The following is a 13588-nucleotide window of genomic DNA, read 5'->3' on the forward strand; positions in this document are numbered from 1 at the left end:
CATAGGAGGAATGATGACGGACACGGTTCACGAAGCGGCCCCCGGGGTAACCCGCGTCAGCGATGCGTACCGCTGGTCGCAATTGGCGATCGGCGTCGCCGCCATGGTGATGATCGCGAACTACCAATACGGCTGGACGTTCTTCGTCCCCGACATCCAGCAAAAATTCGGTTGGGATCGCGCGTCGATCCAATGGGCGTTCACCCTCTTTGTTTTGTTCGAAACCTGGCTGGTGCCGGTCGAAGGCTGGTTCGTCGATAAATACGGCCCGCGCATCGTGGTTCTCGTCGGCGGCGTCCTCTGCGCCGTCGGCTGGGCGATCAACGCGCAGGCAGAAACACTCAACGGCTTCTATCTCGGCATGATCATCGCGGGCATCGGCGCCGGTGGCGTCTACGGCACCTGCGTCGGCAACGCGCTGAAATGGTTTCCCGACAAGCGCGGCCTCGCCGCCGGCATCACCGCGGCCGGCTTCGGCGCCGGCTCCGCGCTGACGGTCGCCCCGATCCAGGCGATGATCAAGGATTCCGGCTTCCAGACCACCTTCCTCTATTTCGGTCTCGGACAAGGCATCATCATCGTGCTGCTCGCCTTCCTGATGTTCGCGCCGAAAGCAGGGCAAGTCCCGGCCGTGATCCAGAACGCCAACGTGATCCAGAGCCGCCGCAACTATGCGCCGACCGAGGTGATCCGCCAGCCGATCTTCTGGCTGATGTATTTCATGTTCGTGATCGTGGGCGCCGGCGGATTGATGGTCACCGCCAACCTCAAGCCGATCGCCGTCGACTGGAAGGTCGACAGCGTACCGGTGACGCTGATGGCGGTAACGATGACCGCGGTGACGTTCGCCGCGACCATCGACCGTGTCCTCAACGGTCTGACCCGGCCGTTCTTCGGCTGGATCTCCGACATGATCGGCCGCGAGAACACCATGTTCATCGCCTTCGGCATGGAAGGCGTCGGCATCTGGGCGCTGTACATGTGGGGCCACGATCCGATCTGGTTCGTGCTGCTGTCGGGCTTCGTGTTCTTTGCCTGGGGCGAGATCTACTCGCTGTTCCCCTCGACCTGCACGGACACGTTCGGTGCGAAGTTCGCGACCACCAATGCCGGCCTGCTCTATACGGCGAAGGGCACGGCAGCCCTGCTGGTGCCGATCGCAAACTACATGCAGCAGTCTTCCGGCACCTGGGACAGCGTGTTCATCATCGCGGCGGGCGCCAACATCCTCGCCTCGCTGCTGGCGATCTTCGTGCTCAAGCCGTGGCGCAAGATGGTGGTCGCGAACGCAAAGGCGTCCACCTAACCTGCCCTACCCGACCCGACGACAAGCGCGCTCATCCCCCGGGATGGGCGCGCTTTTGTTATTGAGGACATCCGGTCTGGTATACCTGAGACTATTTCAGTCCACCGAGCCAACCCGTGCCGGCTGTCCGGCGCCGCACCCTGCGCTCTAAAACGTCAACAATACTGCCTATTTCTATTGACATGTCTTACCAGCGACCTGCCCTTTTCCGTGTTGACTTATGGTATTATGTATACCAGAATTGCGCATAATCCACCCCAAGGAGGTTGCCATGCAAGTCGGAGATATCCTGCGCAAGAAAACCGCCCGTGTCGCGACGGTTCGCATGAACGAGACGGTTGCCATCGCCGCGCAACTGATGCGCTCCAGCAATATCAGCGCGCTGGTGGTCAAGGATGTCGTTCGCACCGAGGGCAATACGGCGGTCGGCATGTTCACCGAACGCGACGTGGTTCGCGCGATCGCCGAGTACGGTGCCGCCGGAGCCAATCTCAAGGTTTCGCAATTCATCTCGGTGCAGCAGCTGGTGTCGTGCAGTTCGCAGGATTCGCTCGAGCACGTTCGCCATCTCATGAACAAGCACCACATCCGCCATGTGCCGGTGCTCGAGAATTACAGCCTGATCGGCGTCGTCAGCATCCGTGACATCTCGACCGCGTTTGACGAGGAAGCCAACGCTCAGCTGGCCATTTCGGCCTGACATTCGTCCTGGGCCTTCGCGGCAACGCGCCGGTCCGAGACGACTTTGCACCGGCGCCCGCTTGACGCCGGAATTGTCAACCATTTGGCTTTTGCGAAAGACCCCATGAAAATCTGTATCTACGGCGCCGGTGCGATCGGCGGCTATCTCGGTGTGCAGCTTGCGCGCGCCGGCGTCGATGTCAGCCTGGTGGCGCGCGGCGCCCACCTTGCCGCGATGCGCGCCAATGGGCTCAAGCTTCTGATCGGCGACGAGGAGCGCGTGGTGCATCCGCGCTGCACCGACAATCCCGCCGATCTCGGGCCGCAGGATTACGTCATCATCTGCCTGAAAGCGCATTCGATCACCGGCGTGCTGCAAGCGATGCAGCCGCTGCTCGGACCGCATACGCGCGTCGTCACCGCGGTCAACGGCATTCCCTACTGGTATTTCCACAAGCATGGCGGCGTCCATGAGGGTTCGACGCTGGAGAGCATCGATCCCGGCGGCCGGCAGTGGCGCGAGCTGACGCCGCAGCGCGCGATCGGCTGCATCGTCTACCCCGCGACCGAGATCGAGGCGCCCGGCGTGATCCGCCACGTCTATGGCGACCGCTTCCCGCTCGGCGAGCCCTCCGGCGAGGCGACCTCCGACGTGCAGCGGCTTTCCGACGCGTTCGTCAAGGCCGGGATGCAGGCGCCGGTGCTGGATCGGATCCGCGACGAGATCTGGCTCAAGCTGTGGGGCAATGTCTGCCTCAACCCGATCAGCGCCCTCACCCACGCCACGCTCGACGTGATCTGCTCCGATCCGGCGACACGCGCGCTGTCGAAGGCGATCATGATCGAGGCACAGACCATTGCGGAAAGTTTCGGCGTCAATTTCCGCGTCGACGTCGAACGCCGCATCGAAGGCGCCCGCAAGGTCGGCGCGCACAAGACCTCGATGCTGCAGGATCTCGAACGCGGCCGCCCGATGGAGATCGATCCGCTGGTCACGGTGGTGCAGGAAATGGGACGGCTGACCAGGATCCCGACGCCGGCGCTCGACGCGGTGCTGGCGCTGGTCGGCCAGCGCGCCAATATCGCGGGGCTCTATGACGGCAATGTCCGCCCGGCCGAAACCAATGCTCCGGCCTTCGCATGACGAAACGGGTGAAGCTGCTGTGTGATTGTAATGCCGATGGACTTGCGATAAGCACGGCCGCTCCTCGCCCGAAGGAGCTGCCCCAAGGCTTGAAGGTTTAAGGCCTCCTGCGTTTCCCCGCCGCCAGGCGCGACGGAAATTCTTGAGGCCAGGCGTGGGACGAAACATCAAAGCAAAACCCAGCATAACCGGTGGAAGAGAGAGAGTATGGCGCGCAACATTCTGATCCTTGGAGCTTCCTACGGCTCGTTGCTGGGAACAAAGCTATTGATGGCCGGTCACAACGTGACCCTGGTTTGCCGGAAGAAGACGGCCGAACTCATCAATCGCGAGGGCACTGAAGTTCGCATCAAGCTGCGTGACGAGAAGGCGCACCGGGTGATCTTTTCGCGCGACCTGCCGGGCAAGCTGGACGCAGTCACGCCTGGCGAAGTCGACCTGACCCGTTACGACCTGGTTGGCCTTGCGATGCAGGAGCCGCAATACACCAACCACACCATCCGGGTTCTGATGATCAAGATCGCCGAGGCGAAGCTGCCTTGTCTGTCGATCATGAACATGCCGCCGCTGCCCTATCTCAAGCGGATCCCCGCACTGGCGGACATGGACCTCGAAGAGGCCTACACCAACGCGCTGGTCTGGGAGCGCTTCAAGCCGGGACTGGTGTCGCTCTGCTCGCCCGACCCGCAGGCCTTCCGCCCGCCGGACGAGGCGGCGAACATTCTTCATGTCGGCCTGCCGACAAACTTCAAGGCAGCGGCATTCGAAGACGAGAAACACAATCAGCTGCTGCGCGAACTGGAAGCCGACATCGATGCGGTGAAACTGGATGGCCAGGACGTTCCGGTCAAGCTCAAGGTGTTCGACTCGCTGTTCGTGCCGCTGGCCAAATGGTCGATGCTGCTGACCGGCAATTACCGCTGCATCACGCCGAACGAGCCGCAGTCGATCCGCGACGCGGTGCATGGTGATCTGAAACTGTCGCGATCGATCTATGACCATGTCGACGGCATCGCGCGGCGTCTCGGCGCCGACCCGATCGATCAGGTGCCGTTCGAGAAATATGCCAAGGCGGCGGAAAGCCTGCTCAAGCCGTCATCGGCGGCCCGCGCGGTCGCCGCTGGCGCGCCGTTCATCGAGCGGGTCGACTTGCTGGTGAAGCTGATTTCGCATCAGCTCGGCGCGCCCAACGCCGAGATCGACAACACGGTGCAGGTGGTCGATCAGAAGCTGAGCGAGAAGATCGTAGGGAGCGGATCCGGCTCGGCCTGATCGGCGCCATCACGGTTCGAGAATAGCGCCGTTGTTTCCTATCGGTGCGGCAAGCGCCATCATGTCGGGGTCGCCCTTGTGATTCAAGAAGCGACTTCGCTCGGTCGGCTTAGGCGACACCGATCAGCGCCGGCCATGCCTTCATGGCGTCGTGGGCGATCCGCATGAGCGTTGCGCGGGTCGCGCCGTCCCGGGCTTGAATAGCCATGCCTTGCTGCACCGTCACGTAGAAAGTCGCCACTGCGCGGGTGTCCATCTCGGCCGGCAGTTGCCCCGCCGATACGGCCAGCTTCAAACGGGATTCCAGATCATCGATGTTGGCGGCGCGGTCGTTGCGCAGCCCCTCACAGAGCCCTTCATTGGCCGCAGCCGGCGTGAGGCCCGACAGCACGACCATGCATCCGCGCGGTTTCCCGCGCCGGGTGAAGGTCGTGGCACTGGTGGTGAGATAGGCCTCCACCGCATCCCGGATTACGGGGGCGGCGTCCATCGCTGCGAGGATTTCCGGACCCTCGGTGGCCTTGTAGTGTGTCACCGCTTCCTGGAAGAGCGCTTCCTTGGAGCCGAACGCCGCATAGAGGCTGGGTGACGCAATGCCCATCGCGCCGGTCAGATCGGAGATCGAACTCCCTTCGTAGCCTCGCGCCCAAAACACTTCCATCGCGCGCGCCAGCGCTTTCTGGCGATCAAAACCCCGAGGCCGGCCACGATCGGCCATGGATGCGATCCTTTTCTGTATCGATCGCTATATATTTCATTTGACAGCGCCCGTCCAGTGAGACAGGCTCCATTTCTGTAACGATCAACACAGAATGGATAACGCATGTCACGTCTTGAAGGAAAGCGCGCGCTTGTCACAGGCGGCAGTCGCGGAATTGGCGCTGCGATCGCCCTGCGCCTGGCCGATGAAGGGGCGGATGTCGCCCTCACCTACGAGAAGTCCCGCGATCGCGCCGAGGCCGTGGTCGCCAAGATCGAGGCGCGCGGCCGAAAGGGCCTCGCCATCGCCGCGGACAGCGCCGATCCGGTGGCGGCGAAGTCCGCCGTCGACCGCGCCGCCGCCGAACTGGGCGGGCTCGACATCCTGGTCAACAGCGCGGGCATCGTCCGAGGATATGGCCCGATCGAGACCTGGACGCTCGAGGATATCGACCGCACCTTGGCGGTGAATGTCCGCGGGGTCATCCTCGCCACCCAGGCGGCCGCGGCCCATCTGTCCAAGGGCGGCCGTGTCATCACCATCGGCAGCAATCTCGCCGAGCGGGTGCCTCAGCCGGGCATCACCCTTTATGCGGCGTCGAAGTCGGCCCTGCTCAGCTTCACCCGTGGCCTCGCCCACGATTTGGGCCCGCGCGGCATTACCGTGAACCTGGTTCATCCCGGCTCGACCGATACCGACATGAATCCTGCGACGGGCGAAGGCGCTGATTTCCAGCGAAGCCGGATGCCCATCCCGGAATACGGCAAGCCGCAGGACATCGCTGGTATTGTCGCGTGGCTCGCCAGCGAGGAAGGCCGGTTCGCCAACGGCGCCGGGTTTACCGTCGACGGCGGAGCCAACGCGTGAGCCGGGCGGCGAGCGATCACAAGGCGCTCCGCCGCACCGTTCCCTTGCTGGCGTTGGTCACCGCGATTGTCGTGGCCATCGAGTTCGTCGTGGTCGGTCTTCTGCCGTCGATGGCTCGTGATCTCAGGATCAGTCTGGCCGCCGCGGGCGGACTGGTGTCGGCCTTCGCGCTTTCGGCTGCGCTGCTGGGACCGCTGCTCACCCTGGCCGCCACGCGTCTTCAGCCGCGTCGCAGTCTGGCCGCGGTCGCGACGATTTTCGGGGTTGGCAATCTCTTGGCCGCCGCGGTTCCGAGTCACGGGCTCCTGCTGGCAGTCCGGATTGTCGAAGGAGCAACCCTGCCGGTTTTCGTGAGCGTCGGCGCCGGCGTGATCGCAATCCTCGCCAGCCCGGAGCGCCAAGGTCGCGCCATCGCACAGGTGAACATCGGCACTATCGCCGGCCTCGTCTTCGCGGTTCCCGCCGGGGTGGCGCTGGGGACATCGGCGGATTGGCGAACTGTTTTCGCAGGCCTGGGTGTCCTGGCGCTGGCCGGCGCCGTCGCCCTGGCGATCGGCCTTCCGACCGTCTCCACCTCATGCCGGCCCAACGTCGGAAAGCAGGCGACGATCCTGCGATCGCCGCTCGTCCTCGGTCACCTCGTTCTCTCCGCGACGGTGTTCGCGGCCATGTTCGCATCCTATGCCTATCTGGCTGCGATCCTGGAGATTGAAGCCGGCTACCGCGGCGCGCAGGTTGCGATGCTGTTGATGGGATTCAGCGCCATAGGTCTGATCGGCAATGCCATCGGCGGCCGCGTGGCGGACAGGCGACCGATCGAGGGCACGGTGGCGGCGCTCCTGGTCGTGACCTTCGCCGTGTGCGCCATTTCGGTGGCTGGCGGCCACAGCTGGTTGTTCCTTCCGCTGCTGGCGCTCTGGGGCGCGGGCCACGCCGCCGGATTCGTCCTCTGCCAGGTCCGCGTGATGTCGGCCGCCGACGAGGCCCCGGCCTTTGCGATGTCGCTCAACATCGCGGCCTGCAATCTTGGGATCGCTGTCGGCGCCGTGACCGGGGGTGCCCTGATCGAGGTTTCTGGCCTGAGAATGTTGGGAGTCGGCACCGCAGTTTTCGCGGCCTTGGCCGTTAGCTCGGCGGTGATCATCCAACGGATCGACCAGTTGCGGCGCGCGGCATCTAAGGTGCAAGCCGGCAGCTAAGTTTCGTCAGCTAGGCGCGGAAAGATCGTCAGCGAAACTCGTCATGCCCGGCCATAGCGGTCTGCCTTGCGCAGACCGCGTAAACTTGTCTGCGCTGCCGGGCATCCACGTCTTCGATTCACGCGATCAAGAAAAACGTGGATGGCCGGCATAGGCGAGCAGAAGCGACGCCGTCCTTCAGACGGCTATGCCCGGCCATGACGAAAAGTGGGTCACGCCCTTAAAAAATCGGCGTCGGGTACGGCTGGCCGATCCAGGGATTCCAGGTGACCGTTCCCGGGGGATAGCCGCCGAACGGGGGCTGCGTCGTGCAGCCGATGATGACGATCTTGTCGCCGAAGAGGCCGCCGCCGATGCGGCCGCCGCTGACGGCTTCGAGTTGCGCGAGGCTGAGGATTTCGCAGTCAGCGCCCGTGTTCTGATTCAGGGAATTGCTCATGATCATCCTATCCGTTCGCTAGAGTGGTTGATGTTCCGGGCATAAGCGGCCCGTGATTGCAACTTGCTCCAGCGCTCCCGGACGTACCGTGATTTTGATCACCCAGAAATTGGCAACGCCCGCGCCCCAATCGTCGCAGCGAAAGGATGTCCGAATGTTCCGCTCTGCGGAAACGACAGCGCGCTTTTGCATGCTGGCGATGCCCTGACCCGCGCCCGCCGCCGGTAGACTTTTACACCTGCTGACGGCATCCTGCCGCTCGAAATCCAACAAAACCGCGCGTGGCTCCGCCCGCGCCCGGAAAACAAAGGGCAGGACATGATCAAGACGCGGTTCACCGAAATGTTTGGCGTCGAGCACCCGATCGTCCAGGGCGGGATGCAATGGGTCGGACGGGCCGAACTCGTCGCGGCCGTCGCCAATGCCGGCGCACTCGGCCTGATCACCGCGCTGACGCAGCCCACCCCGGAAGACCTGACCAAAGAAATCGCGCGCTGCCGCGACCTCACTGACAAGCCGTTCGGCGTCAACCTCACCATCCTGCCCGCGATCAAGCCGCCGCCTTACGCGGAATACCGCCAGGCCATCATCGAGGCCGGCATCAAGATCGTGGAAACCGCCGGCAACAAGCCGCAGGAGCACGTCACCGAATTCAAGAAGCATGGCATCAAGATCGTCCATAAATGCACCAGCGTCCGCCACGGGCTGTCGGCGGAGCGGATGGGCGTCGACGCGCTTTCGATCGACGGCTTCGAATGCGCCGGCCATCCCGGCGAGGACGATACCCCGGGCCTGATCCTGATTCCGGCGGCCGCCGACAAGATCAAGATTCCGATGATCGCCTCCGGCGGCTTCGGCGACGGCCGCGGCCTGGTCGCAGCGCTCGCGCTCGGCGCCGAGGGCATCAACATGGGCACGCGCTTCATGTGCACCAAGGAAAGCCCGATCCACCAGCTGGTGAAGGAGCGCATCGTCGCCAATGACGAGCGCGAGACCGAGCTGATCTTCCGCACCATGCGCAACACCTCGCGCGTCGCCAAGAACGTGATCTCGACCAAGGTGGTGCAGATGGAAAGGGAAGGCGCAAAATTCGAGGACGTGCGCGAACTCGTCGCCGGCGCGCGCGGCAAGATGGTCTACGCCAGCGGCGATGCCGATGAGGGCATCTGGTCGGCCGGCCAGGTCCAGGGCCTGATCCACGATATCCCGACCTGCGCCGAACTGGTGTCGCGCATCATGCGCGATGCGGAAGCCATCATTCGCAGCCGCCTCGAAGGCATGATGTCGGGCGCGTCGCGTCAGGCGGCGGAGTAGCGCGGCTGCTCGCGGCGAACTCGGTCACCTCTCCCGCTTGCGGGGGACCAAGGACGGCGCCTCCCCCGCAAGCGCGGGAGAGGGAGAAGAAAGAAGAGCCCCATGAAAGCCTATGTCTACGGCGCCAACGGCGCTGAAATCACCGACGTCGCAAAACCCTCGCCGAAGGGCACGCAGGTGCTGGTCAAGGTCAGCGCCTGCGGCCTCAACCGCGCCGATCTCGGCATGACCAAGGGCCATGTGCATGGCGCGGCCGGCGGCGTCGGCACGGTGCTGGGCATGGAATGGGCCGGCGAAGTCGCCGAGCTCGGGCCTGACGCGAAAGGCGTCAAGGTGGGCGACAAGATCATGGGCTCGGGCGGCGCGGCGTTCGCCGAATACACGCTGGCCGATCACCGCCGGCTGTTCCGCGCGCCCTCCAACATGAATTTCGAGGAGGCCGCTACGCTTCCCGTCGCGCTCGCCACCATGCACAACGCTGTCGTGACGTCAGGCGCGCTGCAGGCGGGTCAGACCGTGCTGATCCAGGGCGCCTCCTCCGGCGTCGGGCTGATGGCGATGCAGATCGCAAAATACAAGGGCGCCAAACTCGTGATCGGCTCCTCCACGGATGCGATGCGCCGCGGCCGGTTGAAGGAATTCGGCGCCGACCTCGCGGTGGATTCCTCAGATCCTGGCTGGGTCGATGAAGTGCTCAAAGCGACCGGCGGCGAAGGCGTCGACCTGATCGTCGATCAGGTCTCGGGCTCGGTCGCGAACCAGAATCTCAAGGCCACCAAGGTCAAGGGCCGCATCGTCAATGTCGGCCGGCTCGGCGGCACCCATGCCGATTTCAATTTTGACCTCCACGCCGCGCGCCGCATCAACTATATCGGGGTCACCTTCCGCACACGCACCATCGAGGAAGTTCGCGAGATCTTTGACGAGGTCCGCAAAGACATCTGGCCGGCGGTGGAATCGCGCAAACTGCAGCTGCCGATCGACAAGGTTTTTCCATTCGCCGAGATCGGTGCGGCGTTCGCGCACATGGAAGCCAATAAGCACCTCGGGAAGATCGTGGTGACGCTGTAGTCTCGTGTCCCGGACGCAGTGCAGCACGCAGTGCTGCTCCGCAGAGCCGGGACCCACGCACCAATGGACCCCGGCTCTGCAGCGCATCACCATAGCGCGTCGAAGACGCGCGTAAACGCGCTGGTGGTGCTGCGCAGCGTCCGGGGAACGCAGGCAATCACCCCTCAGGATGAGGGTGGCTTGCTAGACTAAAGCGCCCGAATCAAATCGCCGGAGTGGCGATCCTTTCCTTCAGTTCGGTGCAGGTCTTGCGGACCTCCGCCGTCATCAGCGAACAGTCCTCGATCTGAACGAAGATGCGCTTGGCCTCCTCGCGGTAGCGGGCTGCGGTTTCCCTCATCTCCTGGGTCACGGCGAGCGCATCGCGGGTCATCGCCTCGCATTGCTTGACGCGCTCGATCAGTTCCGCGCCCATCGCCTCGATGTCTTTCGCGGCAGCTTCGTATTCGCGGACAATGGCTTCCGCCGTGAGCTTGCCGATTTCCGTGGCTCCCTCGCGGTGCTCGACATAATGAGGCATCGACGCGTTGTCCGCCATCGACACGGTCGGCTCATGCACTCTTGGCGGCGTGAAAGTGACAGGCCGCCGCTCGTGGACCGGCGGACTTCTTCGAAACTCCGCTTCGATTTCGCCCTCCAGGTCAATGACGCTGGAGACCCTCTCAACTATAGACTGTACCATCACTACTACTCCCTTTGTCCAAAAGTGAGTCTTCGTAATCGAGTTTAATCAGACTCCACCTCTTTGGGCGCTGTGCGCCCGCGCTCTTGCTTGAGGGCGAAGAGATTATCGCCAAAATTCAGGCAGTTCTACTGCAACGGATGTCTTTTGTTCACTAAATGTTCCTACCCCTGAATTGCCACTACGTTGCTCAACTTGGGTTTCGGCGGCACTGGATTTGCAGAAGCGCCTGCGCTCGCCGCGGATGCCTTGCACGCAGGGCGTGACCTCGGCGGCACGCGCTTCCCGGTTGCCGGACACCGCCGACCGGCGGCAAACCGCGCCCGACGCTGCCGCAGGGAACCACACCACGGGCAAGACATTGACCTTCCATGAAAATGGCCAAGGCAATCCGGCAGCAGGCAGCCACCGCGGAGCGCGTCGCAGCGAACGCCGTTGACGCCTATGTCGCCGACCAGATGAAATCGCTGGCGCACGCCTTTCGAGCCCAGGCCGAGATCATCAAGAGGAAGCAGAAGAAAAAGAAGAAGAAATGAGCTTTTCCATCAAGGCCAAGTGCCAGCACGGCGGACTGATCCATCACAGGAAGACCGCAGAAGCTGCGCTCAAGAAAGCGCGGGAAATGTCGCGTGCCGGCTGTTATGACATCTGCATCACCACGCCCGAAGGACGGGACTACCACTCGTCCGAGTTCGCGGACCTGCCTCGCACGCCCAAAGAGCGAGCCGTTCGGAAATCGCATCCCACTCACAGGCCGGATACGCCGTGATGCGCCCGGGCCTGATTGACTCCGATCCTCAGGCTTGCGCGCGGCGATAAGGAACCAATTGCCGGCGGATCGATTGGCTGAGAATGATCCGGAGTTCAAGACATGACCGATGACGCCCCCACCCAGCCGTTCATTTACGAAGGCCTGGATCCGATCCCTGATCCCAAATCCACAATCGAGGAGGTCTCTGACGCCGTCAAAGGCGCGGCCAGCCGGGTCGGCGACGCCATCGAGTCCGGCCGAAAACCCGGCATGCCGCTAAGCATCCTTAGCAACATTGCACGTGAAGCTCCGCTCGGATCTCTCCTGGTCGCCTTCTTGCTCGGCGTCGCGGTAGCCCGGCGACGGTGAGGAGAAGGTCATGGCCGACAAATCGACCTTTACCGCCGACGAATGGAAAACGCTGTTGGAAAGCGTGATGGCACCCGGCCTTGCCGTAACGGCGGCCGAGCCAAGCGGGCTGTGGGGCCTGCTCCAGGAGAGTTTCGCAAGCGGAAAAATGCTGGCGAAGACGAAGATGGACACGGGCTCCAACCCGCTGATCAAGGCCGTGGTCGATGATTTCGCAACAAGCGAGGGGCGAGCCGTGGCGCGCGACGGCTTGAAGGAAAGTCTCAGCGGCAAAAAACCCTCCGAGGTCAAGACGGCCTGCATCGAAATCCTGCAGAAAGTCGACGGCGTCCTGAGCGCCAAGGCACCCGGCGACGCGGCTGCGTTCAAGAACTGGTTGCGCGAAATCAGCCAAAATGTCGCCGAGGCATCCACCGAGGGTGGATTTCTCGGTATTGGCGGTGTCGTGGTCAGCGATACCGAGAAGGCGACGCTTGCCGAAATCTCCAGCGCGCTCAAATTGGCGAGCTAGGCATCTCAATTGACCCGTTTGACCAACGGGCATTCGCTATTCGCCAGGTCGGAGTAGACCTCGCCGCTCGGAACCTTTTCAAGCACGTTGTAATATTCCCAGGGCGCTTTGACCTCCGACGGATCCTTGACCTGGACCAGGTAGAAGTCGTGCACGAGCTTGCCGTCCTCGCGCACCTTCGCGCCTCTTGCGTAGAAATCGTCAACCGGCATTGAACGCATTTTCTCCAGCACCGGATCCGTTGCATCGCCGCCAACCGCCGCGACGGCTTTCAGATAATGACTAACGCCTGAGTAGACCGCCGCTTGCGGTGCCGTGGGCATTGTGCCGCGCAGCTTGAAGAAGCGTTGGCCGAAGGCTCTGGTCTCGTCGTTGAGCGCCCAGTACCACGCCGTGAGAGTCGTCAGGCCTTTTGCGATCTTCGGGCCCATCGCATGAACGTCGGTGAGGAACATCAGCTCGGCCACGGGCTTTTGCTTGCCGGTGTTCATGCCGAACTCGTTCCATTGTTTCATCAACGTCACCAGCTGCTCGCCGGCATTGGCGAAGGCGATGGCCTTGGCCCCGGATGCCTGGGCCTGCAGGATGAAGGAGCTGTAATCCGCGGTGCCGATCGGGTGATACACGGCACCGAGCGACTTGCCGCCTGTTGCCGCGAGCACGCGCTGCGACTCCATCACCATGTTCTTGCCGAACGCGTAGTCGGCCGCAATGAAGAACCACGTATCGTAGCCTTGGGCGACCAGCGTACGGATCGGCCCCGACACCAGATTGTAGGAATCGTGCAGCCAGGCCAGGCCGTTTCGCGAACATTGCTTGCCGTTGAGTTCGGTGGTCGCCACGGCCGAATAGACCGCAATCTTGTTCTTGTCGCGGGCCAGTGACTGGATGGCGAGGCCAACGGCCGAGTTGGACACGTCGGCGACCATGTCGACGCCATCGACGTCGAACCATTTCCGGACGATGCCGACGCCGATATCAGGCTTGTTCTGGTGGTCGGCGGCTATGATCTCGACCTTGATCGACGGCACCAATTTCCCAAAATCTTCCGCCGCCATTTTGGCGGCAGCGATCGAACCTGGTCCGCTCAAGTCAGACAAGGGCCCGGTCTGGTCATTGATGATGCCGATCCGGACGACGCCACCGGAGAGTTCGGCCGCGCGCGCGACCGGGAAAGATCCGATCATTGCCCCGCAGAGCAAAGCAGCAGCGGCCTTGAACATCATTCTTCCCGGGTTCACGCGGCCGTTGCAAATCATGCGAGTATCTTTCCCAAAAATGG

General features: G+C 63.0%; 16 protein-coding genes. 12 read left to right on the plus strand and 4 right to left on the minus strand.

Annotated features, from left to right (window positions below):
• Nucleotides 1-13 precede the first annotated feature (13 nt).
• From oxlT to JQ574_RS01950, 4 genes are all read left to right on the plus strand, one after another.
• Entirely contained in the window at nucleotides 14-1306 is a 1293-nt protein-coding gene (gene oxlT / locus JQ574_RS01935; RefSeq protein WP_212205566.1) for an oxalate/formate MFS antiporter, read from the plus strand.
• A 271-nt stretch (nucleotides 1307-1577) separates the two neighbouring features.
• Nucleotides 1578-2006, plus strand: a complete 429-nt coding sequence (locus tag JQ574_RS01940) for a CBS domain-containing protein (RefSeq protein ID WP_212205564.1) — start codon at nucleotides 1578-1580, stop codon at nucleotides 2004-2006.
• 105 nt (nucleotides 2007-2111) lie between these two features.
• On the plus strand, nucleotides 2112-3131 hold the full coding sequence (locus JQ574_RS01945) for a 2-dehydropantoate 2-reductase (RefSeq protein WP_212205562.1): 1020 nt from the start codon (nucleotides 2112-2114) through the stop codon (nucleotides 3129-3131).
• A gap of 207 nt (nucleotides 3132-3338) precedes the next feature.
• Nucleotides 3339-4403 carry a ketopantoate reductase family protein gene (locus JQ574_RS01950; protein WP_212205560.1) on the plus strand — a complete coding sequence of 355 codons (1065 nt, stop codon included), beginning with the start codon at nucleotides 3339-3341 and terminating at the stop codon, nucleotides 4401-4403.
• 109 nt (nucleotides 4404-4512) lie between these two features.
• Here the strand turns inward: JQ574_RS01950 and JQ574_RS01955 are convergent, their stop codons facing one another.
• Entirely contained in the window at nucleotides 4513-5121 is a 609-nt protein-coding gene (locus JQ574_RS01955; protein ID WP_212205558.1) for a TetR/AcrR family transcriptional regulator, read from the minus strand.
• 105 nt (nucleotides 5122-5226) lie between these two features.
• On the opposite strand from JQ574_RS01955, the gene JQ574_RS01960 reads away from it, so the two are divergent.
• Nucleotides 5227-5970, plus strand: coding sequence for a 3-oxoacyl-ACP reductase family protein (locus tag JQ574_RS01960; RefSeq protein ID WP_212205556.1), 744 nt, complete (start codon nucleotides 5227-5229; stop codon nucleotides 5968-5970).
• Nucleotides 5967-7169 (plus strand): MFS transporter, encoded by a 1203-nt coding sequence (locus tag JQ574_RS01965; RefSeq protein ID WP_212205554.1) that lies wholly within the window; start codon nucleotides 5967-5969, stop codon nucleotides 7167-7169. The genes JQ574_RS01960 and JQ574_RS01965 overlap by 4 nt, the downstream gene beginning before the upstream one ends.
• A gap of 220 nt (nucleotides 7170-7389) precedes the next feature.
• On the opposite strand, the gene JQ574_RS01970 is transcribed toward JQ574_RS01965, so the two are convergent.
• The gene (locus tag JQ574_RS01970; protein ID WP_212383207.1) at nucleotides 7390-7608 is read right to left on the minus strand and encodes a hypothetical protein; all 219 of its coding nucleotides are present in this window, start codon (nucleotides 7606-7608) and stop codon (nucleotides 7390-7392) included.
• Between the two features lie 318 nt (nucleotides 7609-7926).
• Here JQ574_RS01970 and JQ574_RS01975 point away from each other — a divergent pair, with 318 nt between their 5' ends.
• Both JQ574_RS01975 and JQ574_RS01980 read left to right on the plus strand, forming a co-directional pair.
• The gene (locus JQ574_RS01975; protein WP_212205552.1) at nucleotides 7927-8922 is read left to right on the plus strand and encodes a nitronate monooxygenase family protein; all 996 of its coding nucleotides are present in this window, start codon (nucleotides 7927-7929) and stop codon (nucleotides 8920-8922) included.
• A 102-nt stretch (nucleotides 8923-9024) separates the two neighbouring features.
• Nucleotides 9025-9993: a zinc-binding dehydrogenase gene (locus JQ574_RS01980; RefSeq protein ID WP_212205550.1), complete on the plus strand. Its 969-nt coding sequence runs from the start codon at nucleotides 9025-9027 to the stop codon at nucleotides 9991-9993.
• Between the two features lie 202 nt (nucleotides 9994-10195).
• On the opposite strand, the gene JQ574_RS01985 is transcribed toward JQ574_RS01980, so the two are convergent.
• Complete coding sequence (locus JQ574_RS01985) at nucleotides 10196-10675, minus strand: hypothetical protein (protein WP_212205548.1); 480 nt, start codon at nucleotides 10673-10675, stop codon at nucleotides 10196-10198.
• A 371-nt stretch (nucleotides 10676-11046) separates the two neighbouring features.
• Here JQ574_RS01985 and JQ574_RS01990 point away from each other — a divergent pair, with 371 nt between their 5' ends.
• From JQ574_RS01990 to JQ574_RS02005, 4 genes are all read left to right on the plus strand, one after another.
• Nucleotides 11047-11211: a hypothetical protein gene (locus JQ574_RS01990; protein ID WP_212206015.1), complete on the plus strand. Its 165-nt coding sequence runs from the start codon at nucleotides 11047-11049 to the stop codon at nucleotides 11209-11211.
• Complete coding sequence (locus JQ574_RS01995) at nucleotides 11208-11444, plus strand: hypothetical protein (RefSeq protein WP_212205546.1); 237 nt, start codon at nucleotides 11208-11210, stop codon at nucleotides 11442-11444. The genes JQ574_RS01990 and JQ574_RS01995 overlap by 4 nt, the downstream gene beginning before the upstream one ends.
• A 102-nt stretch (nucleotides 11445-11546) precedes the next feature.
• A complete protein-coding gene (locus JQ574_RS02000) occupies nucleotides 11547-11795 on the plus strand; it encodes a hypothetical protein (protein ID WP_212205544.1) in 249 nt (82 codons plus the stop codon).
• 10 nt (nucleotides 11796-11805) lie between these two features.
• Nucleotides 11806-12306 carry a hypothetical protein gene (locus JQ574_RS02005; RefSeq protein ID WP_212205542.1) on the plus strand — a complete coding sequence of 167 codons (501 nt, stop codon included), beginning with the start codon at nucleotides 11806-11808 and terminating at the stop codon, nucleotides 12304-12306.
• Between the two features lie 5 nt (nucleotides 12307-12311).
• Here JQ574_RS02005 and JQ574_RS02010 read toward each other — a convergent pair whose 3' ends face one another.
• Nucleotides 12312-13493 (minus strand): ABC transporter substrate-binding protein, encoded by a 1182-nt coding sequence (locus tag JQ574_RS02010; RefSeq protein WP_249119021.1) that lies wholly within the window; start codon nucleotides 13491-13493, stop codon nucleotides 12312-12314.
• Between the last annotated feature and the right edge of the window lie 95 nt (nucleotides 13494-13588).

The sequence above is a fragment of the Bradyrhizobium sp. AUGA SZCCT0158 genome (assembly GCF_018130065.1).
GTDB lineage: Bacteria > Pseudomonadota > Alphaproteobacteria > Rhizobiales > Xanthobacteraceae > Bradyrhizobium.